Genomic DNA, 21,044 nt, shown 5'->3' on the forward strand with positions numbered 1-21,044 from the left:
TCGCCCACCGTCAGGCTCACGCCGTCCACGCAGATGGAGCCTTTCTCCGCCACGAACCGGGCGATGGCGGCGGGCAGCTTCAGCGTGAGGCGCGTCTCGGTGGGCGACGCCAGCACCTCCTCCAGCACCCCCACGCCGTCCACGTGGCCGACCACCAGGTGCCCGCCGAGCTCGGCGCCGATCCGCAGCGAACGCTCGAGGTTCACGCGGGACCCGGGCCCGATCTCCCCCAGCACCGAGCGCCGGAGCGTTTCGTCCATGGAACGCACCCGGAAGGAACCCGGGCGGGAATCGGTCACGGTGTGGCACACGCCCATCACGCTCACGCTGGCGCCGGGCTCCAGGGCCGGCCAGCCCGGGGTCTCGATCTCGAACCGGAGCCCGTTGTCTTCGCGCTCGGCGCGGGTGACCGTGCCCAGCGCCTCCACGATCCCGGTGAACATCAGGGCACCCAGCCTTCCAGCAGGTCGGAAGGGTCGGTGAGATAGCCCGAGAACAGCGCGTCGGTGCCCATCACCCGGACCTCCGGGAACATCAGGTGGCGCAGGTCGCGCATGGTGCGGATTCCCAGGTCGCCCAGCCAGCCCACGTTGCCCGCACCGAGCAGCCGCGGCGCCACCGCCACCATGACGCGGTCCACCAGCCCCGCGGCCACGAAGGCCGTGGCCACGCGCGAGCCGCCCTCCACCAGCACGCTCTGCAATTGCCGCCGCGCGAGCTCGCGCAACACCCGGCGCAGGTCGAGGCCGCCGTCTCGCGCGCGCCGCACCTCCACGTGCTCCACCCCGCGGGCCAGCACCGGGCGCAGCCGCGAGACCGGCACGCGCGGCCCGGTCACCCACAGCGTGCGCGCCTCGCCCGCGGCGAACACGCGCGCGGCGGGGCGCAGCACGCCGCGCGTGTCCAGGACCACCCGCACCGGGCTGGGGCCGCGCACCAGGCGGGTGGTCAACTGTGGGTCGTCGGCCTCCACCGTGGCGCGGCCCACCAGGATGGCGTGCACCTCGGTGCGCAGCCGGTGGGCATAGCGCAGCGTGTGGGGCCCGCTGATGTAGCGCGAGGTGCCGTCGGCCGCGCCCAGCCGGCCGTCCAGCGTGGAGGCCACCTTCAGAGTGACGAACGGGCGGCCGCGCACGTGGCTCGAGAAGTAACCCTCGTTGAGGCGCAGGGCCCCGTCCGCGCCCGCACCCACCTCCACCACCACGCGGCGGCGGCGCAGGAAGTCGAGCCCCCGTCCCGCGACGGCCGGGTTGGGGTCCAGCGTGGCCGCCACCACGCGCTTCACCCCGGCGCGCAGGATGGCCTCGGTGCAGGGCGGCGTCTTGCCGTGATGGGCACACGGCTCGAGTGTGACCACCAGCGTGGAGCCGCGCGCCGCGCGCCCGGCGTCTTCCAGGGCGACGACCTCCGCGTGCGGCCCGCCGAAGCACGCGTGCCAGCCGCGGCCCACCACTCGCCCGTCCCGGAGCACCACCGAGCCGACCATGGGGTTGGGGCGCGCCCGGGCCAGCCCGCGGCGGGCCAGGGACAGGGCCCGGTCCATCGCGGCGTTGATGTCGAGCCTCGGGGATCGTGGGGCGACGGGCATGCGGTTCCTCGTGTGCGGTCCGGGGCCGCTCCGGGCCGCCGGGCGGCCGGGCAACAAAAAACCCGGAGGCCGATCTTCCCCCGGGGAGCACAGTCCAAGGCGACCCCGCGCGACGGGACGCCGCGCGGGCCACCGGGACCACCTTCTTCCATCCAGACTTTGACTGTCGGCCCCGGAGTCGCACCGGGTCTGCGGATTCCGCCGGGACCTGCGGCTCCCCTTGAGAAAGCCACGGCCGCGGACCGCTCGCGGGCTGTACCGCCGGTGGGGAATTGCACCCCGCCCCGAAGGTGATTGATTCAGACCGGAGGATAGGGGCTGGCCGACAACCGGTCAAGCCGGCCCCGGCCGGGGGTGCCGGGCGTCGTGGCGGAGGGGGCCTGGGTCCGGGGCATGGGGGGTCATCCGGCGCGAAGGTTGCGGGGGTGTCCGGGCTGCCGTATCTTGGCCTCATTCGCGTCGCCCCGGCCCCGGGAGAGGAGTTCATGCCCTTCGATCCTCAAGCTTTCGACACCACGCGCGGGCCCTTCGGGGACCATGTGCACGTGATCGCGCGGCTGTCGCAGGAGCTCCATGCGGCACAGTCCTGGGCGTCCTCGTTCCTGGACGCCCGCTCGCGGGTGCGGCACACGTTGCCCGGGTTCCAGTCCGTGGCGCTGCGTTGCCCCGCCGAGGCGCTTCGCGCGATCGAGGCGCGCTCCGAGGTGGTCGCGCTGCTGCCGGACGAGCGCGTGCGCGGGTTCCTGGACCACACCGTGGAACGCACCGCGGTGCCGCCGCTGTGGGAGGAAGGCCTCACCGGCAAGGACGTGCGCCTGGCCATCCTGGACACCGGCATTGACCGCGGGCATCCCGACTTCGAGGGGCGCATCACCGGGCACGAGGACTTCACCGGCCGCGGGGTGCGCGATGATTCCGGGCACGGCACGTTCGTGGCCTCGGTGGCCGCGGGCAGCGGCGAGGCATCGCGCGGCCGGTTCCGGGGTGCGGCCCCGGCGGCCCCGCTGCTGGTGGCGCGGGTGCTGGACGCCGAGGCCCTGGGCCGCATGAGCGACGTGATGGCCGGGATGCTGTGGGCCCTCACGCGCGAGGCGCGCGTGATGTGCCTGGCGCTGGGCACCGAACGGGCGGGCCGGCCCGACGACGCCCTGGGCGCCGCGGTGGACCAGCTGACCGCCGCGGGGGTGACCGTATGCGCCGCCGCGGGGCCCGACGCCGGTGCCGGCGAGCCCTCCCCCGCCTGCGCCGCGGGCGCGCTGCCGGTCCACGCCTGGGACCCCGTGCACCAGCCCGCCTCCGAGCCCTCGCCCGGCGGCACCGAGACGCGGCACCTGGCCGCCCCGGGGCTCGCCGTCACGGCCTCCCGCGCCTACGGCACGCAGGCCGGAAAGCCGGCCGGCGACCAGTACGTGGAAGCCTCCGGCTCCAGCGCCGCCGCCGCCCACGTGGCCGGCGTGTGCGCCCTGCTGCTGGAGGCCGTCCCGGAGGCCACCCCGACGATGCTGGCGCAGGTCCTCCGCCACAGCGCCCGCCCCATCGGCGGCGGCCGCGGCGCGGTGCATGCGATGGCGGCGCTGGCGGAACTCCGGGAGATCGCGCGCCGGCGCTGAGGCGGGGGTGGCGGCGTTTCGAGCGCGCGGAGATCCCGCGACCGCCGAACCGCCCCGGGGAACCGACGATCCGGACCAGCCAGGCGAAGCCCCCGCCGGGGACTCCCGACGGGGGCTTCGCTCACTCCTGGTCCCGGCGCGGCACTCCGCGCCCTTCCCTGCCTATCCGTGACCCACGCGCAGGTCGTCCTCGTCCTGGTCCGCATCCGGCGGCTCGGCCACCACGCCGGCGCAGAAGAGCTCCACGCCGCTGATGTCCAGGGTCTCGCCGGCCACCTCGCCCATGCGCTGCGCGGTCTTCACGCCCTCGCCGATCGCGTCCACCAAATCCAGGGCCGATAGCCCCAGCGCGGAGAATTCGTCGTGCCATCCGGGGGCCGCACCGTTGCCGCTGGCGCCCAGCCCCAGGTTCTGCGCCAGCACGTCGGCGCACTGCACCACCTGCACCAGGAAGTCGGCCCCGCTGCCGGGCTCGTCGTGGTGACGCCCGGCCACCTCGATGAACGTGGCGGGCAGCTCCCACGCCTGCAGTGCCCAGCGCCCCATGGCCGCGTGGTCGCGCAGCCGGGGGTGCACGTCCCTGGTGAACACGCGCCGTTCGGCCTCCACCAGGGAGGTGCCGCCACTGGCGGCCCAGCGCAGGGCCTTGCCGAAAGGCTCGGGGTAGTGCTGGTCGAAGAAGTTCTTGCCGATGTCGTGCAGCAGGCCCGCGGCGAACGCGACCGGTGGGTCCTCGTGGCCCAGCGTCTCGGACAGGGCCTGCGACAGCGACGCGACCGCGAGACAGTGGACGAAGAAGCCGTGACGGTCGAAGCCCGGGGCGAAGCCGCCCTGCATGAAGTCCTGCACGGAAGTGGTGAGGGCGACGCGGCGCAGCTCGTGGAATCCGAGGTGCACCACCGCCTCACGCACCGTCTGGATGGGGTAGCCGCGCCGGTAGAACGCCGAGTTGGCGATGCGCAGCAGGCGCTGCGACAGCGCGACATCGGAGCGCACCACGCCCTCGATGTCCGCGGCGCAGGACCTGGGGTCGAGGGCGCGGCGGATCACTTCCAGCCCGGCCAGCGGCGGGGCTTTGAGGTCCGGCGCGCGGGCCGGGGCTTCGGGCAGCGTCCCGGGAACCTCCTCCGGGACCAGATCGGGGTCCATCCATCGCCTCCATTGCCACCGGGCGCGCCGGCCGTGGCGCGCGGGACCGCCGCATGGCGACCCACACAGGTTATCGGAGGGCGGGAACGGAACCATTAGATCGATGGGACCACGGCGGGTGGCGGGGCGGCGCAGGCGGACCCCGGGAAGGAATGCGCCGTCCGCCGCCCTATCCCACCGTATCTTCCTCGGGACGGCTGGAGGACGCCGAAAGGTAGATGCCCAGCGCGATCAGGGGCCCGGCCACGAGCAGCGAGAGCGGGGGGCGCTCGCCGAAGCCCAGCCACGCGAAGATGGAGGCGCCCACGGGCTCCCCGGTGATGGCCACCGCCACCGGCGCCGCGGGCAGTCTTCGGAGCGCCCAGTTGAAGGTGGTGTGCCCCAGCAATTGCGGGCCGAGCCCCATGAGCAGCACTGCAAGGTAACTGCGCCCCGGCAGCCCGGTCACCTGGGCGCCGGTCAGCGCCACCGCCACCCACGCGGTCAGGGCGGCCACCGCGTAGGTCAGCCCGGCGTAGGCCGTGGTGGAGCACTCCCGCCGCACCGAGCGGCCCATCAGGAAATAGCCCGAGGCCGCCAGCCCGCCCAGCAGCGCCAGCACGTCGCCCAGCGCCCGCCGCTGCCCGGCGGCTGCCCCGCCGGCCCCGCCGGTGGCGAGGTCGGGGAGCACCAGCGCCAGCGCCGCCGCCACGGCCACCGCCAGCGCGATCCACAGCCGGCCGCTCACCCGGTCGCGGTTGAAGATCCAGCCCAGGAACGCCGTGACCACCGGGTGGAGCGTGACCAGGAACACGCTGCTGGCCACCGAAGTCAGGCCCAGGGAAGTGATCCAGAAGAGGAAGTGCGCGCCGAGGAACAGGCCCGCCAGGACGGTGCGGACGTAGTGGCGGGAACGCCAGGTCTCGAAGTGGGCGCCGGGGCCGAACAGCGCGAGCGGCAGGAGCACGGCGGCCGCCAGGCTGAGCCGGCCCGCGGCCAGGAACGGGGCGGGCGCGTCCGCCCAGCGGATCAGCGGCGCGGCGGTGGACACCGCCAGCACCCCCAGCGCCAGCCGGAGGCTCAGCGACGACGGTGCGCGGATACCAGGCCTCGCAGCGGATCGGTGAACAGGTCGCGCAGCAGGTACAGCAGGATGGCCATGGCCAGCGCGAACAGGGTCCATTGCCCCACGGAGCTCACCGCCGCCAGGCTCTGGGCCGGCGCGGACATCACCAGGGTGTAGGCGTGCAGCACGTCGGAAGCGGGCCCGGTGGACAGCGCGCGGGCCGGGGCGTCGCCCATCAGTTTCCATCCCACGGCCACACCCGCCAGGGCCACCACCGCGGCGACGCCCGTGATCACCGCGCGGCGCACCTGGGAGCGACGGTAGCGGCGGAGCTCCTCGAGCCGGATCCTCGCGCGCACGCGTTCGATCAGCATCGGCGCGGGCGGCATCTCCGGCTCGCCGAGGCACTCCTCCACCAGGCGCGAGAAGCGCACCTTGGATTCGAAGTCCGGCGCGGGGATTTCCGGGCTCACGAGGGTCGGGCTCCTTCCTTGTCGAGCAGCCGGTAGAGTTCCTGCCGGCCGCGGAACAGGTACACCTTGGCGGTGGACTCGGGCACTCCCATCACGCCCGCCACCTCCGCCAGGGACAACTCCTTGAGATAGTGCAGCGCCACCGCGTCGCGGTGCTGCGGACGAATGCGCGCCAGCGCCCACTCCACCGCCGCCCGCAGCGCCTGCGCCTCGGCGGGATCCCCCGGGGCGACCGGCTCGGGCGCCGAGTCCAGGTCCACCGCCCGGTCCGCGGGCCGGGCCGACTGGCGCCTCATGCCCTGGGCGGTGCGGTAGGCGATGCCGAAGAGCCAGGTGGAGAACCGGGACTCGAACCGGAATTTCGGGAGCCCCTGGATCATCCGGAAGAACGTCTCCTGCGCCAGGTCCTCCGCCGTGTCCGGCCCCAGCATGCGCATTCCCAGCACCCGGATGGGCCGCTCGAAGCGCAGGATCAGGCGCTCCAGCGAAGCCTCGTCGCCGCCCTGGGCCTGCCGGGCCCACGCGTCCACCTGGGCGTCGTCGCGCGCCGGTGGCGCCTGCGGCGGGGATGGTTCCCCCTCAGCCGGGTATGTGCCCCCGACGGGGGGCGAGGTTACAAGATTCGCTTCCGTTTCTTTTCCTGTAACCATTGGCATGTCCGGCGCCACCTACGCTCTGAACGCGGGGTCCGGAGACGCCGGGCCCGCCAGCCAGGACAACGGCGGGCCGGACTCGGCCGGCCCTGCATCGTGGAGGCCCCACGCCATGTTCACAATTGACGCAGGCACCATCGGCGCATTCATTCCCATCGTGGCTTTCGCCATCCCCATCGTCGCGATCGTCGGCGGCATCGCCACCAAGATCGCCAAGACCATGGCCCGCGCCCGGATCGAAGAGCAGCTCATCCAGGAACGGATCAAGTGCATCGAACGCGGCATCACGCCGCCACCCATCGCCCCCGGGCTGGCCACGGCCGGGTTCGACCCCGACGAGGACGCCCCCCGCATCCAGGACCCGAACCTCTATCACCAGAACCGGGTATTCGGCCTGCGCCTGGGCGGTGCGATCACCATGGCGGTGGCCATGGCGGTCGGCTTCGGCCTGGCGTACAGCGAGCACGACACGGCGTGGGTGTGGATGACGATCCCCGCCGCGGTCGGCATGTGCCTGATCATCGCCTCGTTCTTCGTGCCGGGACGCCCGGCAACCGGCCCGCGGCCGTAGCGCCTCCACGGGCCGACCGGCTAGTCCCCGGCCGCGTCTCCGCCCCGCGCGGAGGCGCGGCCGGTCATTTCCAGCGCCGCGCGTCCCAGCAACCGCGACAGCAGACCGCCACCGGCCCGGGGCACTTCGATCACTCGGTAGCCGGGCTCCAGCCCGGCCCGGCGGGCGGCGGCGTCCACCGCCTCGCGCAGCCCGCCCAGGCGATCCGCCAGCCCCAGGCGCACCGCGTCCACGCCCCACCATACCCGCCCGCCTGCCAGCGCGCGAACTCTTTCCGGCGCCATCCTGCGGCCCGCCGCCACCACCCCCAGGAAGTCCTCGTAGGTGTCGTCCACCAGGTGCTGGAGATCCGCGCGCTCGCCGGGCGTGAGCGGGCGGCCGTAGAGCGCGGCGTCCGCGTGCTCGCCCTGCTTGTACACCTCGCGCCGGGCGTCCAGCTTGTCGTAGGTGCCCGCGAAGTTGGGGACGGTCCAGATCACGCCGATGCTCCCGGTCACGGTCATGGGCTGGGCCACGATCTCGTCCGCCGGGGCGGACATCAGGTAGCCCCCGGAGGCGGCCATATCACCCATGGACACCACCACCGGGATCCGGCGCTCGCGCCGGATGCGCTCGAGCGTGGCCCGCACCCGGTCGGATCCCATGGCGGAGCCGCCGCCGGAGTTCACCCGCAGCACCAGGGCGCGCACTCCGGGCACGGCCGCGGCGCGCTCCAGGCGCGCGGCCAGGCTCAGCCCACCCAGCGTGGAGCCGCCCCACAGCGGATCGGACGCATCCCGGCCGCTGGTGATCCCGCCCTCGGCTCGGACCACCGCCACGGCGGGCACCAGCCCCCAGCGCGAATCCTCGACTTCCCGGGGCCGGATCCCGGGGATGGCGGCGGCGCTGTCGCGCCCGCACAACCGGTTGAGCTCGGCGCGCGCGTCCTCCTCCCAACCGAGCCGGTCCAGCAGGCCGCGGGCGCGGGCCTCGGCGGAGGTAAAACCACGGCCGTCGCACCAGGCCAGCACGCTGTCGGCGGGCAGGCGGCGACCCTCCGCGAGCACCCGCACCAGGAGGGCGTACTCGGTGCGCACCAGGGAGTCGATGCCGGCGCGCTGCGCGGGTGTGGCGCTGTCGGTGTAGGCCGAGTGGAAGCTGGACTTGTAGTCCCCGGCCACCGCCGCGTCCCAGCGGATGCCCAGTTTCTCGTAGGTGCCGCGCAGTCGTCGCACCTCCATGGCCACGCCCAGCCCGGCCACGGTGGAGAGCCTGGGCGCCACCACGCGGTCGCAGGCCGCCGCCACGCACATCTCCGCCGGCCCGGTCATCTCGACGGCGAGGTAGGCCACCACCGGCTTGCCCGTGGCGCGCACGCGGCGAAGCGCGTCGCGCAACTCGTCGCCGGATGCGGTCAGCGGGCCCAGGAATCCGCGCCCCAGCGGGCCCACCCGGAGCAGCACGCCGGTCACGCCGGGATCCTCCTCGGCCTCGCGCAGCCTCCGGAGGACCCGGGGGAGCGCGTGCCCGCCGCCACCCAGCAGCGAGAAGCCGGCCTCCTCCTCCCCCAGCGGGCCGCTCACGTCAATCACCACCGGTCCCCTTCGGGCCAGCGCCGCCGGCGCGCCCGCCAGCCGGCGTTCCCGGCCCGTCACCCCCACCGATTGCTCCGCGGCCACGCCGCCCGATCCGGACCGCACGGCGGCGTGCAGGTCGCCGCGCGGTCCCCGCAGTGAGACCCCCAATGTCACGTGCGCGCCGCGCTCCTGGCGGCGCGGCTGGTAGGCGGCCGCCAGCTCCAGCCAGGGAGCGGGGACCGCGCGCGCGCCCAACCGATAGCGGTTGGTGCGATAGCCGCCCTCGTCCCAGGCCAGCTCCGCGCCCAGCGTGAGCCGCGGTCCCACGGGGCGCGCCGAGAGCCCGAAGAGCTGATGCCGCCGCTCGAGGCCCTCCGCCGCGCCCGCGTTGCGGAGCACCCAGGAGACAGAGAGCTGCGGCGCGGGCCGCGCGAAGAGGCCCACGTCGAAACCGGTGCCGATGCCCGGACCCCGCACGCTCTCGCGCAGGGAACGGAACACGTACCCCGCGCCCGCCGCCGGCCCTCCCAGGGAGCCTCCCAGCCGGAGCTCGCTGCGCGGCACGCGGGGCGCGCCGTCGTAGGCGTAACCCAGCGCCGCGCCGCCACCGCCGGAGGCGAACACGCCGCGACGCAGACCGCCGCCGGAGAAGACCCCGCGCAGGTCCCAGCGCCCGCCATCCGGGGCGGCCAGGAGCGCGGGGTTGCCGAAGAGGGCACGCGGACCGTCCAGGTCGGCGGTGAGGATCGCGGGAGCGATGTCGGCCGTGGCGTCCTGCGCGCGGGCGGCGGGCGGGGGCGCCGCGGCCAGGGCCAGCATCACCAGCAGCGCCGGCGCGCCAAAAACGCAGAAGCCCACGCCGGCCTGGCGTGAGCCTCGCTGCCGCGGTCCCGGGGCGGGAATCACCGCGCCCTGCCTCACACCGAGAACCGGATGTTGAGGATGTCTCCGTCCTGGACCACGTACTCCTTGCCTTCCAGCCGCAACCAGCCCTTCTCGCGCGCGTGCGCCAGGGTCTTCGCCTCCACCATCTGCGCGTAGGAGATGACCTCGGCGCGGATGAACCCGCGGGCCAGGTCGGTGTGGATCACGCCCGCCGCCTCCACCGCGGCCGCGCCCTTGCGCACCGTCCAGGCGCGCACCTCGTCCTTGCCCACGGTGAAAAAGGAGTGCAGCCCCAGCAGGTCGTAGGAGGCGCGCAGCAACCGGTCTCGCGCCGCTTCCTTCAGTCCGATCATCTCGAGGAAGGCGGGGCGCTCCTCGGGGGACAGGGCCACGATCTCGGACTCCACCTTCGCGCTCAGCGTGAGCGCCGCGGAATGGGGACCGGCGTGCAGCCCCGCCTCCAGCGCGTGGCCCTCGGCCAGCCGGTCCTCGGCCACGTTCAGCACCACCAGCAGCGGCTTCCGCGAAAGCAGCTGGTAGCCGCGCAGCAGGCGCTCGTCCTCCGGTGAGAAGTCCAGCGCGCGAAGCGGCTCCTCCTGCGCCAGGGCCGCCACGCACTTCTCCAGCAGCGGCATCTCGCGCGGATCCTCGGGCTTCTTGCCCACCCTGTCGGCCCGGCGGACCTTTTCGTGGCGCGACTCCAGCACCACCTGGTCGCTCAGGATGGTCTCGGCCATCAGGTCGGCCAGCTCCGCCCGTGCCGCGCTCTCCAGCTGCGAAGGGTCCTCGATCGAGAACAGTCCGGCCACGGCCACCAGCGCGTCGGCGGCGCGCAGCGCCTCCGGCACTTCCGTCCCCCCGCCCTTCTTCTCGTGCCTCTCGGCCTCGGCGTACTCCACGCGCGCGCGGATGGTCTTGTGCGGCTCGAACATCCTCGAGAGCACGTCCACGCGCCCGTCGGGCACGTCGGCCGTGCCGAGCTGGCGGCCGAGGCGCACGGGTGGGCTTCCTTCGGTGGCTGGGACGGAATGGACGCGGCCCGGACGGGCCGCGTTCGCGCGCGAATCTTAGGCTCGCCGCGGGGGGGTGTCAACGCGGAGCGGAGCACGGCGGGGCGGAGCACCGCGGGGCGCTGGACACGTGCGGCAGGGGACGGACGCTTCGGGGGCGGCGCCCGTGGGCCCGCCCCCGATGGTGCTCGAACTTCCCGGCCGTCGCGAGACGCTCAGGCCGCCTTTTGCCCCGCGTCGGGCTCGGCCGGCTCGATCATCACCGGCCAGCTGACCCCGGCCAGGGATCCCACGTAGTTCTCGTAGTCCCGGGCGAAGGAGTCCACCAGCGCCGCGGCGGTGTGCAGCGTGCCCGAGGACCCGCCGGTGGCCGCGACCAGCGCCTCGATGGCGCGCAGCGCCTCCGTCAACCGCTCCGCGCCGGGCAGGTGCAGCATGCCGTTGGGCGGCGCGCCCAGGTGCAGGCGGCGCCAGAAGTCCGCCATGGCGGCCTTGGTGCGCACCAGTTCGTCGGAGAGGTCGTCCACGGCCTGGCTGCGATCGGCCAGCACCTCGGAGAGGTTCTCGTTGTAGTTCGAGAGCTTCTCGAACAACTCGGAGGCCGCCAGGCCCTGGGCGATGGCGTCGGCCGCCATGCCCAGGATCCGCACCCGCTCCGTGGGAAACGCGTAGCGCTCGGTCGAGCCCAGCCACAACACGCCCACCAGGCGCCCCGAGGAGGCCAGCGGGAACAGGCAGAAGGAGCCCTCGCGCAGGAACGAGGCCGCTCCGCGGCAGCGGGCCTCCAGCGCGCCGTCGTGGACCACCAGCGGCTCGCGCCGGCAGGCGGTCTGCCCCACCGGCCCTTCGTTGAGGAGCACCTCCAGCGCCGCTTCGTCCGGGCCGCCGGTGCGCAGCTCGCCGCGACCGGTGCCGCAGCGCCACACCAGTTCCTCGCCCTCGGCCATCCACAGCGCCGCGTCCTCCAGGTCCTGCTCGTCCACCAGCGCGTGCAGCACCTCGAAGCCCAGCTCGTGCCCGTCCACCACGCGGCTCAGCACCTCCGAGAGCCGGCGCAGCAGCGAGAGCTCCTGCACCCGGGCCTCCAGCTCGTGCGCCGCGCGCTCCAGTCCCTTCAGCAGATTGGCGCGCTCGACCTCCGCGGATTCCATGCGGCGCGCCAGGCTGTTCGCGGCATCCCTGCGTGCCGCCGGGTCGGCGTCGGGCCGGCCCAGCACGTCCAGCATTTCCCGATCCTCGCGCACCATGGTCAGGACCCCATCATGGAGCGGGCCGCCATCAGGCGCGCGGGCAGGTCCGCCTTGAGAACTTCGAGCGTCGCCTCGTCCACACCCAGGATGCCGGCCCAGGCCGGGTCCCAGCGGGTGTTGTCCACCTCGAGCGTGGGCGGCTCCTCACGCCCGAGCAGCGACTCGGCCGCCGCCACCGACGTCACCAGGCGGGCGTTCGCCAGCGCCTTGTGCGGCCGGTGGTGGAACGCGATGATCTCGGACAGCTCGCCGGAGAACTTCCAGCGCTCGGCCAGCCACAGGCCCACCGAACCGTGATCCGCGGCGAATGTCTCGCGCTCCCATTCCACCCAGTCCTCGCACGCGTCGGGATCGAAGCCCTCCATCACCTGCCCGTACTCCTCCTTCAACGCGGCCGCCACCGCCAGCTTGCCGATGTCGTGGAGGATGCCGCCGCAGAATGCCACCTCCGGCGGGACGCCGCCCACGGTGCGCGCCACGGCCTCGGAGGCCACCGCCACGTGCACGCTGTGCTGCCAGAACCGGTCCATGTCGAAGCCCGGAACGGACTCGCGGAAGCTGTCCACCACGCTGGCGCCGACGGCCAGGGACTTCACCACTTCCACGCCCAGCACCACCGTGGCCTCGGTCACGTTGGAGACCTGGCGGCTTCGCCCGTAGTAGGCGCTGTTGGACATCTTGAGAATGCGGGCGGTGAGGCCGGTGTCGGTGGCGATCGCCTGCGACAGGCGCTTCGCGGAACAGTCCGGGTCGCGCAGGGCGTCCCAGATCTGCTGCAGGACGGTGGGCATCGTGGGCAGGCCTTCCAGCTTGCGGATGCGCCGCTGCAGCTCCAGGTGCTCGGAAGCAGTGTGGTCCATCGTGCCTCGGGAGTGAGGGTACGACATGAACGGGCGCGGCCCTCGCAGGGTGCGGAGCGCGCGCGGGGGCAGTCGGGTTCGCTGGGGGGGATATCGGAGGCGCAGGGGGGAAACTTGAGGTGGCGGGATGGGACTCCATGGCCCCGGGGAATGCGCTCCCCGCGGCTCAGATGCCGGCCGGAGAATCAGAGCTGGACGGTCTCCCCGCGGGCGGGGGTGAACACCCTGGGGAAGCCGGTCTCGCGCAGCTTGCCTTCGAGCGCCTGCTGCGCCAGCGGTTCCCCGTGCACCAGGTAGATGCGCCGGGGCTTCACCAGCGAAGCCAGCCGCAGCAGGTCGGCCTGATCGCCGTGGGCGCTGAAGGCGTCCATCACCACCACCTCGGCGCGCAGCGGCACCGTCTCGCCGTAGATCTTCACCTCGGGGCGGCGCTCCACGATGCGCCGCCCCAGGGTGTTCTCGGCCATGAAGCCCACCGCCAGCACCATGTTGCGGGGGTCCTCGATGGTGTTACGCAGGTGGTGCAGCACCCGGCCGCCCTCGCACATGCCCGAAGCGGACACGATCACCATCGGGCCGGGCGCGTCGTTGAGCCGTTTCGACTCCTCCACGGTGCGCACCGTGCGCAGCCCGGACATGCCCAGCGGGTCGTGGTGCGATTTCAGCTGGGCGTTCATCTCTTCGTCGAAGCACTCGGGGTGGGCGCGCACGATCTCGGTCACGTTGGCGCTCAGCGGGCTGTCCACGTAGACGGGCATCTTCGGCATGCGGCCGGCGTCGGCCAGCCGGTGCATGCAGTACAGCAGCTCCTGCGTGCGCCCCAGCGAGAAGGCGGGGATCACCACCTTGGCGCCGCGGGCGGCGGCGCGGCACAGGGCCTCCCCCAGCTGCTCCTCGGCGTGCGCCAGCTCGTGGTGCAGCCGGTCCCCGTAGGTGGACTCGAGCACCAGCACCTCGGCCTCGCCGGGCGGCTCGGGATCCCGGAGGATCGGGAGGCCGCTGCGGCCGACGTCGCAGGCGTAGACCACGGAGCACGAGCGCCCCGCTTCGCTGAGCTCCAGCCGCGTCAGCGCCGAGCCTAGGATGTGGCCGGCGTCGAAGAACCGGACCGTGACTCCGGGGACCGGGCCGAAAGGCTCGTGGTAGGGGTGGCCCGCGAAGCCCTCCAGCACGCCCAGGGCGTCGTCCGTGGTATACAGCGGCTCCACGTAGGGAGCGAAATGCCCGCGCTTGCGCAGGAACTTCGAGTCCATCTCCTGCAGGTGCGCGCTGTCCTGCAGCATCACGTCGCACAGGTCCGCGGTGGCGCGGGTGCAGTGGACCGGACCGCGGTAACCGCGGCGGAAGAGCGTGGGGAGGTTGCCGGAGTGGTCGGTGTGCGCGTGCCCCAGGACCACGGCGTCGAGGTTTCGCGCGTCGTAGGGAGCACGGGCGTTCTTCTGCCATGCCTCCTCGCGGCGCCCCTGGAACAGGCCGCAGTCCACCAGGAGGCGGTGGCCGTCCGACTGGATGAGGTGGGCGGACCCGGTCACCTCGCGGGCCGCGCCCCAGAACGTCCATTGCATGCGGCTGAATGTAGCGGCGCCCCCCGCGGCGCGCAACGCGGAATCGTCCGCGGGTCTTGAGATGCGGGCCGTGCCTCGCTTACAATGGCGCCGCTCACCCGTCCCGAACCACAGGAGTTCCCGAATGCACCGAAGCACCCGGGTCGTGCTCGCCGCCGCGCTGCTGCTCGCGGCGCTGCCGGCATCCGCGGCGCCGCGCACCGCGCGCAAGCCCCCGGTGTCGCGTACGCCGGCCCCGGGCCCCGCGTGGCTTCGCGCCCTGGGCGCCAGCCTGCCGGAAGCCGGGCTCGAAGCCGGCCTGGATGCCTGCGGGCCGCGCCTCAACGACTGCTCCGAGGCGGGTGTGCGCGCCGCGCGCGCGGCCATCCGCCGGGCCCGGTCGGCGGTGCGCGGCACCTCGCCCGACGCCGCACTGCTGCGCTCCCGCCTGGCCCGTGAGTCGTTCGCGTGGAATGAACTGGACTTCCGCGTGCGCCGTCCCGGCGCGGTGCTGCCCCTGGAGGGCCTCCTGGACGCCCTCACGGTGCAGGCCGTGCCCTTCCCCACCCGCCTCGAATGGCTGGGCTCGCGCCTGGGGCAGCTGCCCCGGCGCCTGGCCCTGGCGCTGGAATCGCACGGGAAGTACTCGCCCGAGATGGTGCGCTACGGGATCCTGGACGCGGCCACCACGCTGCGGGCCCTGGAGCGCATCCGCCGCTACGCCGACACGCTGGAGATCCCGCCCGAGGTGCAGGCCGGAATCCGCAACGGCTGCGAGCAATCCCGCGGCATGGTGGAGCGCTACTCCGACTTCCTGGAGCACGATCTGCTTCCCGGGGCCTCGGAGGACGCGCGCCCCGAACCGTCGCTCTACCGGCGCGTGCTGGCCGAGGGCTATGGCTACCCCGAGAACCCCGCGACGCTGGAGGCGCAGCTGTCCCGGGCGGTGGCTTCCGCCCGCCGCGAGACCGACAGCCTGGCCGCCTGCCTGGACCGCTCCCTGGGTGCGGCGGCGCTGGTGGAGATCCTCAAGGGATCCCACCCCGGCGCCGCCGAGGTGCTGCCCGCGGTGACGGCGGTCTTCCGCGGGGCCGAGGAAGGGGCGCGCTCGCGCTGGCCGGGACTGCCCGCCGCACCGCTGGAAGTGGCCCCCATGGACTTCGGCGGCCGGGTGCAGGGCCAGGTAAGCTCCTACGCCCGCCCCCGGCCGCTGCGGGCCGCCTTCGAGGAGCCGCTTTTCGGCGTGGCGCTGGTGGACCCGGCCTGGCCCAGCGACGTGCAGGAGACATTCCTCAAGCAGCTGAGCTTCTATTTCGACTCGGTGCTTGCGGCGCGGCATGACGTCCCGGGCGAGACGATGCTGGGGCGGGTGCACGCGGCGGGACCGGGCGAGCGAACATGGGCCGCCGGCCCGCACACGTTCCAGGCCTGGGGCGTGTTCGCCCAGCAGCTGGCATCCCGCAGCGGGGCCTTCGTGTCCGTCGAGTCCCGCCTGTTCGAGGCGTGGACCCGGCTCACCGCCCTCGCCCGCGCCCAGCAGGACCTGCGCCTGGGACAGCGGATCACCGACACCGAGACCGCGGTGTCGGAGATGGGCAAGGCCACCGGGATCGACCCCTCGGTGTGTCGCGGGTACCTGAAGGAGATTCTCGAGAACCCGGGGCGCCAGGCCGCCGTGGGGCTGCGCGCGCTCGCCTACCGGGACGCGTTCGATGCTCTCCGCGCGCGCGGCGCGTCGGAGACCGAGGCCCTGTCGAAGCTGGCCGGAACCGCCCTGTACCTTCCCACGGACCAGGCCCGCCTGTTGGGGCTGGTCCCCTGATGCCACCGGAGAGACCCGAATGAACCTCGATATCCTGGTGTTCGGTCCCCACCCCGACGACGCCGAGATCGGCGCCGGCGGCCTGCTGCTGCGCATGAAGGCCGAGGGCCGCACCACCGGGATCATCGACATGACCCGCGGCGACATGGGCTGGGGCACGCCCGAGGAGCGCGACAAGGAATGCGAGGAGGCCGGCAGGATCCTGGGCCTGGACGTGCGCGAAACCCTGGGGCTGCCCGACTGCCGCGTGGAGGATGACTTCGAGACACGCTGCAAGGTGGCGCAGGCGATCCGCAGGTACCGCCCGCAGATCGTGATGGCCCCCTACTGGGAGCTGCCCCCGGGCCGCGGCCTGGGGCACACCGACCACATGAAGACCGGGCTGGCCGTCTCGCACGGGTTCAACTTCGCGCACCTGCGCAAGATGCCGGTCGAGGGCGAGCCGTACCAGGCGCGGGCGCTGTTCTACTACTTCATTCCTCCCGGCGTGCGGCCCACGTTCGTGGTGGACGTGACCCAGTGGGCCGAGAAGTGGCGCGCCGCGCTGGAGTGCCACCGCACGCAGTTCGCCAACCCCGAGAAGCCTCAGCTGCACGGCATCCCCACGAACTTCCTCGACTGGTTCGAGGTGTTCGCGCGCCAGCACGGCTTCGCGGTCGGGGCCCGGTATGCGCAGGCGTTCCTGTCGGTGGCGCCGCTCAAGGTCAACGATCCGATGGTGCTGGTGCGGGACGTCGTTCCCCGCCCCTAGGCGGGGCCCGGCGCAGGGAGATTCCGCGCGGCCCGCGCCAGCCGCGCGGCGCGGCGGCGGATGCGGCGGGACGGGGGCGTCACGATGGTGACCCGTGCTGGGATCGAACCAGCGACTCCCTGCTTAAAAGGCAGGTGCTCTACCAACTGAGCTAACGGGTCTTCGACAAGGGAGGATGGGAAGCGGGATTGGGCTTCGGGATCCAGGCGCCATTTTCCCCGCAGCCAGAGCCCCCTGTCAACCGAACCGCCCGGGCCGGGCACGCCCGGCGCCCCCGGTCCGCCCCCCCAACCAAGGTGGCGCGCAACCCGGGGCGCCCCCCATACGTCCTTACCTATTGGCATTACCCCGGGGCAACCCAGTCGTCTCCACCTCCAGGAGGGAAGGGAACCATGGTCCGAACCCGAGTCTTCCACGCGGCCCTCGCGGCGCTGGCGCTCGTCGCCTCCGCGATGGCCTCCCCCGCCGGCGCGCTCCAGGATTGCCGGCTGATGCGCCAGCCGGACATCCAGGGCGATCGCATCGTGTTCGTATACGGCGGGGACCTGTGGGTGGTCCAGCGCGCCGGGGGCCTGGCGGTGCGCATCACCAGCCATGACGGCCAGGAGACCTTCCCCAAGTTCGCCCCCGACGGGCGCAGCATCGCCTTCACCGGCGAGTACGACGGCAACGTGGACGCCTACACGGTGCCCACCGACGGCGGCGAGCCGCGCCGCCTCACGTGGTACCCCGCGGCCAACCAGGTGATGGCGTGGTACCCGGACGGAAAGTTCGTCCTGATCCGCTCCCACCGCTCGCCGGAGCGCACCGACCGGTTCTTCAAGGTGCCCGTGGGGGGCGGCTTCGAGGAGCAACTGCCGCTTCCCAGCGGCGGCTACGCCGGCTTCTCCGAGGACGGCGGCCAGCTGGCCTTCGTGATGCCGGCCTACGACAACCGCACCTGGAAGCGCTACCGCGGCGGCAACGCGGCGGACATCTGGCTGTACGACTTCGCGAAGAACACCTCCGAGAACGTCACCCGCGACTGGGCCGGGCCCGACGAGTGGCCCATGTGGCACGGCAAGACCGTGTACTACTGCTCCGATCGCGGCGGCCGCCAGGCCAACCTGTGGGCCTATGACACCGGGAAGAAGACCCACCGCCAGGTGACCACCTACACCGACTATGACGTGCGCTGGCCCAGCATCGGGAGCGACGCGATCACGTTCGAGAAAGGCGGCTACCTGTTCGTGATGGAGCTGCCCTCGGAGAAGATCACCCGCGTGCAGGTGCTGGTGCCGGACGACAAGCCCGCCACGCGTGCCGAGTACCGCAACGTGGCCGACCGTCTCTCCAACTTCGACCTCTCCCCCTCCGCCAAGCGCGCGGTGGTGGAGGCCCGCGGCGAGATCTTCACCGTGCCCGCCGAGAAAGGCGACGTCCGCAACCTCACCTGCAGCCCGGGCTCGCGCGAGCGCGCTCCGCAGTGGTCGCCGGACGGCAAGTGGATCGCCTATTTCTCGGACCGGAGCGGCGAGTACGAGATCCACGTGTGCGGCAGCGACGGCAAGACGCCCGACCGCCAGGTGACCAGGGGCGGGGGCACGTTCCGCTACTCCCTGTCGTGGTCGCCGGACTCCAAGAAGCTCGCCTTCTCCGACAAGACCCGCACCCTGTTCTGGTGCGACGTGACCAGCGGGGAGATCCACAAGGTGGACCAGGGCGGGTTCAGCGAGCTCCTGGACTACAGCTGGGCCCCGGACTCGCGCTGGATCGCCTACGGCAAGGACGGCGCCAACCAGCTGAGCCGCATCTGGGTGCACTCGCTGGAGACCGGCAAGAGCACCGCCCTGGGCGACGGCATGTCCGAGGACTTCGCGCCCTCGTTCGATCCCGAAGGCAAGTACCTGTTCTTCCTGTCGCGGCGCACGTTCCAGCCGCAGTTCGGTTCGTTCGAGCTGAACTTCCAGTTCCGCGACACCGACGGCATCTATGCCTGGGCGCTGCGCGACTCGGTGGCGTCCCCGGTGGCTCCCCAGAGTGACGAGGAGTCCGGTGACTCCAAGGCCGACGCGGCCGCCGGCGACAAGGGCAAGGACTCGAAGGATGCGAAGGATGCGAAGGACACCAAGGACGCCAAGCCCGCCGCGCCCAAGCCGGTGGCGATCGACTTCGCCGGCATCCAGGGTCGGGTGGCCGCGTTGCCGATCGCGGCCGGCCGGTACGTGGGCCTGCAGGCCTTCAAGAACAAGATCGTGTTCCTGAAGACCGACCGCGTGAGCCGCGACGCCGACGCGGGCGGCGCCAACAGCATCCATGTCTTCGACTTCGACAAGCGAGAGGACAAGACCGTCCTCGCCGCGGTGGACGGCTTCGCCACCAACAAGGACGGCTCGAAGCTCTTCTACAAGGCCGGCGACAAGTTCGGAATCGTGGACGTGGCCGAGAACAAGAAGGTCGGAGACGGGAAGGTCGAGACCGCCTCGCTGATGGCCACCGTGGACCCGAAGCTCGAGTTCATGCAGATGTTCAACGAGGCCTGGCGCCTGGAGCGCGATTACTACTACGACCCCAACATGGGCGGCCTGGACTGGAAGGCCATCGGCGAGCAATACCGTCAGCTGGTCCCCTTCGCCGCGCACCGCTCGGACCTCAACTACATCCTGGGCGAGATGGTCGGCGAACTGAGCACCTCGCACTCCTACGTGGGCGGCGGCGACCTGCCGCGGGTGCGGCGCACCCCGGCGGGGCTGCTGGGCGCGGACTACGAGCTCGACGCCCGCAGCGGCTGCTACCGCTTCTCGAAGGTGCTGCGCGAGCGCGACTGGAATTCGAAGACCCCGGCGCCGCTGGCCGAGCCCGGGATCCGGGTGAACGACGGCGATTACCTGCTCTCGGTCAACGGCATCCCGCTGCGCGCCCCGCAGAACGTGTACGCGGCGTTCGTGGGCACGGTGGGCAAGCAGACCCGCATCACCGTCGGCAGCTCCGCCACCGACGCCTCGCCGCGCACCTACACGGTGGTGCCCATCGGCGATGAGAGCTCGCTGCGATACACCGCGTGGGTGAACGGCAACCGGCGCAAGGTGGAGCAGGCCACCGGCGGCCGGATCGCATACATCCACGTGCCCAACACCGCCATCGAGGGTATCCAGGAGTTCAGCAAGCAGTACTACCCGCAGATCGACAAGGACGGCATCATCGTGGACGAGCGCTTCAACGGCGGCGGGTTCATTCCCGACTTCTTCGTGGAGCGCCTGAGCCGCACCACCATGAGCTACTGGTCCAACCGCGACGGCGAGGGCTTCCGCACCCCGGGCACCGCCATTGACGGGCCCAAGTGCATCCTGGTGAACCAGTATGCCGGCTCCGGCGGCGACGCCTTCCCGTACTACTTCCGACTGCACAAGCTCGGACCGGTCATAGGCAAGCGCACCTGGGGCGGGCTGGTGGGCATCAGCCACGGCAACGACCTGGTGGACGGCGGCCGCGTGACCATGCCGGACTTCGGGATCTACGACGTGGACGGCAAGTGGGTGGTCGAGAACCACGGCGTGGACCCCGACATCGAGGTGGAGAACGCGCCGCACGAGATGGTGGCGGGCCGCGACCCGCAGTTGGAGCGCGCCATCCAGTACTGCATGGAGCAGTTGAAGGCCAATCCGGTGAAGCGGCCCGCTCGGCCGCCGTACAAGATCCAGGAGGGCCTGAAGTAGGTCCGGCATTCCTGCCTGCCATCAGCGCCGAGGGGGCGGCCGCCAGGCCGCCCCCTCATCATTGCTCGCTCCGCACGGCATCCTCGCAGACCTCTTCCGGGGTGTGGGTTTGCCCTGCTTCCTCGCAGACCACTTCCCGGGAGTGGGCTTGCCCTGCGTCTTCGCAGACCTCTTCCCGGGAGTGGGCCTGGCCTGCGTCTTCGCAGACCTCTTCCCGGGCGCGGATGTACCCCTCACGGCCCGCTCGTCGCGCCATCCTGGCGCGACATCGCTGCGGCTGCTCCCTCCTTCGCCCTCCTGGCTACGTCGGTCGCAGACGCACCGTGAGGGGTACATCCGCGCCCGGGAAGAGGATTGTGCTGTGCCGTGCGGCCTCCGTCCGGAAGAGGATGTTGCCGTGTCGCGCGACCACGCTCCGGAAGAGGATCTTGCTGTGCCGTGCGGCCTCGCGCCGGAAGAGGATGTTGCTGTGCCGCACGGCCACCCCCCGATCAGAGTCGGGGACCTCAACGGCGGGAGCTCCCACCCGGTGCGGGCCGGGGCGGCACACCTTCGGCGGCGACAGGCATGAGTGCCTGACCC

The 21,044-nt window shown here is 72.5% G+C and carries 15 protein-coding genes, 1 tRNA gene, 1 pseudogene and 1 riboswitch (1 of these 18 running past the window's edge); of the genes and pseudogenes, 5 read left to right on the forward strand and 12 right to left on the reverse strand.

The window, feature by feature from the left end; genetic code table 11:
- A pseudogene (locus HZB25_09305) lies at positions 1-443 on the reverse strand (riboflavin synthase); it reaches 140 nt to the left of the window's first position.
- A complete protein-coding gene (gene ribD, locus HZB25_09310) occupies positions 443-1,588 on the reverse strand; it encodes a bifunctional diaminohydroxyphosphoribosylaminopyrimidine deaminase/5-amino-6-(5-phosphoribosylamino)uracil reductase RibD (protein MBI5837430.1) in 1,146 nt (381 codons plus the stop codon). The pseudogene HZB25_09305 and the gene ribD overlap by 1 nt, the downstream one beginning before the upstream one ends.
- Before the next feature lie 136 nt (positions 1,589-1,724).
- A riboswitch (FMN riboswitch) is annotated at positions 1,725-1,884 on the reverse strand.
- 189 nt (positions 1,885-2,073) lie between these two features.
- On the opposite strand from ribD, the gene HZB25_09315 reads away from it, so the two are divergent.
- Complete coding sequence (locus HZB25_09315) at positions 2,074-3,198, forward strand: S8 family serine peptidase (protein ID MBI5837431.1); 1,125 nt, start codon at positions 2,074-2,076, stop codon at positions 3,196-3,198.
- A gap of 162 nt (positions 3,199-3,360) precedes the next feature.
- Here HZB25_09315 and HZB25_09320 read toward each other — a convergent pair whose 3' ends face one another.
- The 4 genes from HZB25_09320 to HZB25_09335 form a co-directional block, all read right to left on the reverse strand.
- On the reverse strand, positions 3,361-4,347 hold the full coding sequence (locus HZB25_09320; GenBank protein ID MBI5837432.1) for an HDOD domain-containing protein: 987 nt from the start codon (positions 4,345-4,347) through the stop codon (positions 3,361-3,363).
- Between the two features lie 169 nt (positions 4,348-4,516).
- Entirely contained in the window at positions 4,517-5,377 is an 861-nt protein-coding gene (locus tag HZB25_09325) for a DMT family transporter (protein ID MBI5837433.1), read from the reverse strand.
- Between the two features lie 29 nt (positions 5,378-5,406).
- Positions 5,407-5,865 carry a hypothetical protein gene (locus tag HZB25_09330; protein ID MBI5837434.1) on the reverse strand — a complete coding sequence of 153 codons (459 nt, stop codon included), beginning with the start codon at positions 5,863-5,865 and terminating at the stop codon, positions 5,407-5,409.
- On the reverse strand, positions 5,862-6,395 hold the full coding sequence (locus HZB25_09335) for an RNA polymerase sigma factor (GenBank protein MBI5837435.1): 534 nt from the start codon (positions 6,393-6,395) through the stop codon (positions 5,862-5,864). The genes HZB25_09330 and HZB25_09335 overlap by 4 nt, the downstream gene beginning before the upstream one ends.
- A 235-nt stretch (positions 6,396-6,630) precedes the next feature.
- Here HZB25_09335 and HZB25_09340 point away from each other — a divergent pair, with 235 nt between their 5' ends.
- On the forward strand, positions 6,631-7,089 hold the full coding sequence (locus tag HZB25_09340) for a hypothetical protein (protein MBI5837436.1): 459 nt from the start codon (positions 6,631-6,633) through the stop codon (positions 7,087-7,089).
- A 20-nt stretch (positions 7,090-7,109) separates the two neighbouring features.
- On the opposite strand, the gene sppA is transcribed toward HZB25_09340, so the two are convergent.
- The 5 genes from sppA to HZB25_09365 form a co-directional block, all read right to left on the reverse strand.
- Positions 7,110-9,503, reverse strand: coding sequence for a signal peptide peptidase SppA (gene sppA, locus HZB25_09345; protein ID MBI5837437.1), 2,394 nt, complete (start codon positions 9,501-9,503; stop codon positions 7,110-7,112).
- A gap of 59 nt (positions 9,504-9,562) precedes the next feature.
- Entirely contained in the window at positions 9,563-10,528 is a 966-nt protein-coding gene (gene ychF, locus HZB25_09350; protein MBI5837438.1) for a redox-regulated ATPase YchF, read from the reverse strand.
- Positions 10,529-10,755: 227 nt separating this feature from the next.
- The gene (locus HZB25_09355) at positions 10,756-11,766 is read right to left on the reverse strand and encodes a GAF domain-containing protein (GenBank protein ID MBI5837439.1); all 1,011 of its coding nucleotides are present in this window, start codon (positions 11,764-11,766) and stop codon (positions 10,756-10,758) included.
- 23 nt (positions 11,767-11,789) lie between these two features.
- Complete coding sequence (locus HZB25_09360; protein MBI5837440.1) at positions 11,790-12,650, reverse strand: HDOD domain-containing protein; 861 nt, start codon at positions 12,648-12,650, stop codon at positions 11,790-11,792.
- Between the two features lie 185 nt (positions 12,651-12,835).
- Complete coding sequence (locus HZB25_09365) at positions 12,836-14,215, reverse strand: MBL fold metallo-hydrolase (GenBank protein ID MBI5837441.1); 1,380 nt, start codon at positions 14,213-14,215, stop codon at positions 12,836-12,838.
- Positions 14,216-14,339: 124 nt separating this feature from the next.
- Here HZB25_09365 and HZB25_09370 point away from each other — a divergent pair, with 124 nt between their 5' ends.
- Both HZB25_09370 and bshB1 read left to right on the forward strand, forming a co-directional pair.
- Positions 14,340-16,016 (forward strand): DUF885 family protein, encoded by a 1,677-nt coding sequence (locus HZB25_09370; protein ID MBI5837442.1) that lies wholly within the window; start codon positions 14,340-14,342, stop codon positions 16,014-16,016.
- 19 nt (positions 16,017-16,035) lie between these two features.
- On the forward strand, positions 16,036-16,767 hold the full coding sequence (bshB1, locus tag HZB25_09375) for a bacillithiol biosynthesis deacetylase BshB1 (protein ID MBI5837443.1): 732 nt from the start codon (positions 16,036-16,038) through the stop codon (positions 16,765-16,767).
- Positions 16,768-16,852: 85 nt separating this feature from the next.
- Here the strand turns inward: bshB1 and HZB25_09380 are convergent.
- Positions 16,853-16,928 (reverse strand) — tRNA-Lys (locus tag HZB25_09380).
- Positions 16,929-17,159: 231 nt separating this feature from the next.
- Here HZB25_09380 and HZB25_09385 point away from each other — a divergent pair.
- The gene (locus HZB25_09385) at positions 17,160-20,462 is read left to right on the forward strand and encodes a PD40 domain-containing protein (protein MBI5837444.1); all 3,303 of its coding nucleotides are present in this window, start codon (positions 17,160-17,162) and stop codon (positions 20,460-20,462) included.
- The last annotated feature ends 582 nt before the right edge of the window (positions 20,463-21,044 follow it).

It is taken from the genome of Candidatus Eisenbacteria bacterium, assembly GCA_016235265.1.
GTDB lineage: Bacteria > Eisenbacteria > RBG-16-71-46 > RBG-16-71-46 > JACRLI01 > JACRLI01.

What these genes read in the sequence shown, in the direction of transcription:
- HZB25_09355 (MBI5837439.1), bottom strand. Translation starts at nt 11,766, where the DNA reads ATGCTGGACGTGCTGGGCCGGCCCGACGCCGACCCGGCGGCACGCAGG.
- bshB1 (MBI5837443.1), top strand. Translation starts at nt 16,036, where the DNA reads ATGAACCTCGATATCCTGGTGTTCGGTCCCCACCCCGACGACGCCGAG.
- HZB25_09385 (MBI5837444.1), top strand. Translation starts at nt 17,160, where the DNA reads ATGGTCCGAACCCGAGTCTTCCACGCGGCCCTCGCGGCGCTGGCGCTC.
- HZB25_09340 (MBI5837436.1), top strand. Translation starts at nt 6,631, where the DNA reads ATGTTCACAATTGACGCAGGCACCATCGGCGCATTCATTCCCATCGTG.
- HZB25_09320 (MBI5837432.1), bottom strand. Translation starts at nt 4,347, where the DNA reads ATGGACCCCGATCTGGTCCCGGAGGAGGTTCCCGGGACGCTGCCCGAA.
- HZB25_09370 (MBI5837442.1), top strand. Translation starts at nt 14,340, where the DNA reads ATGCACCGAAGCACCCGGGTCGTGCTCGCCGCCGCGCTGCTGCTCGCG.
- ribD (MBI5837430.1), bottom strand. Translation starts at nt 1,588, where the DNA reads ATGCCCGTCGCCCCACGATCCCCGAGGCTCGACATCAACGCCGCGATG.
- HZB25_09365 (MBI5837441.1), bottom strand. Translation starts at nt 14,215, where the DNA reads ATGCAATGGACGTTCTGGGGCGCGGCCCGCGAGGTGACCGGGTCCGCC.
- HZB25_09315 (MBI5837431.1), top strand. Translation starts at nt 2,074, where the DNA reads ATGCCCTTCGATCCTCAAGCTTTCGACACCACGCGCGGGCCCTTCGGG.
- HZB25_09360 (MBI5837440.1), bottom strand. Translation starts at nt 12,650, where the DNA reads ATGGACCACACTGCTTCCGAGCACCTGGAGCTGCAGCGGCGCATCCGC.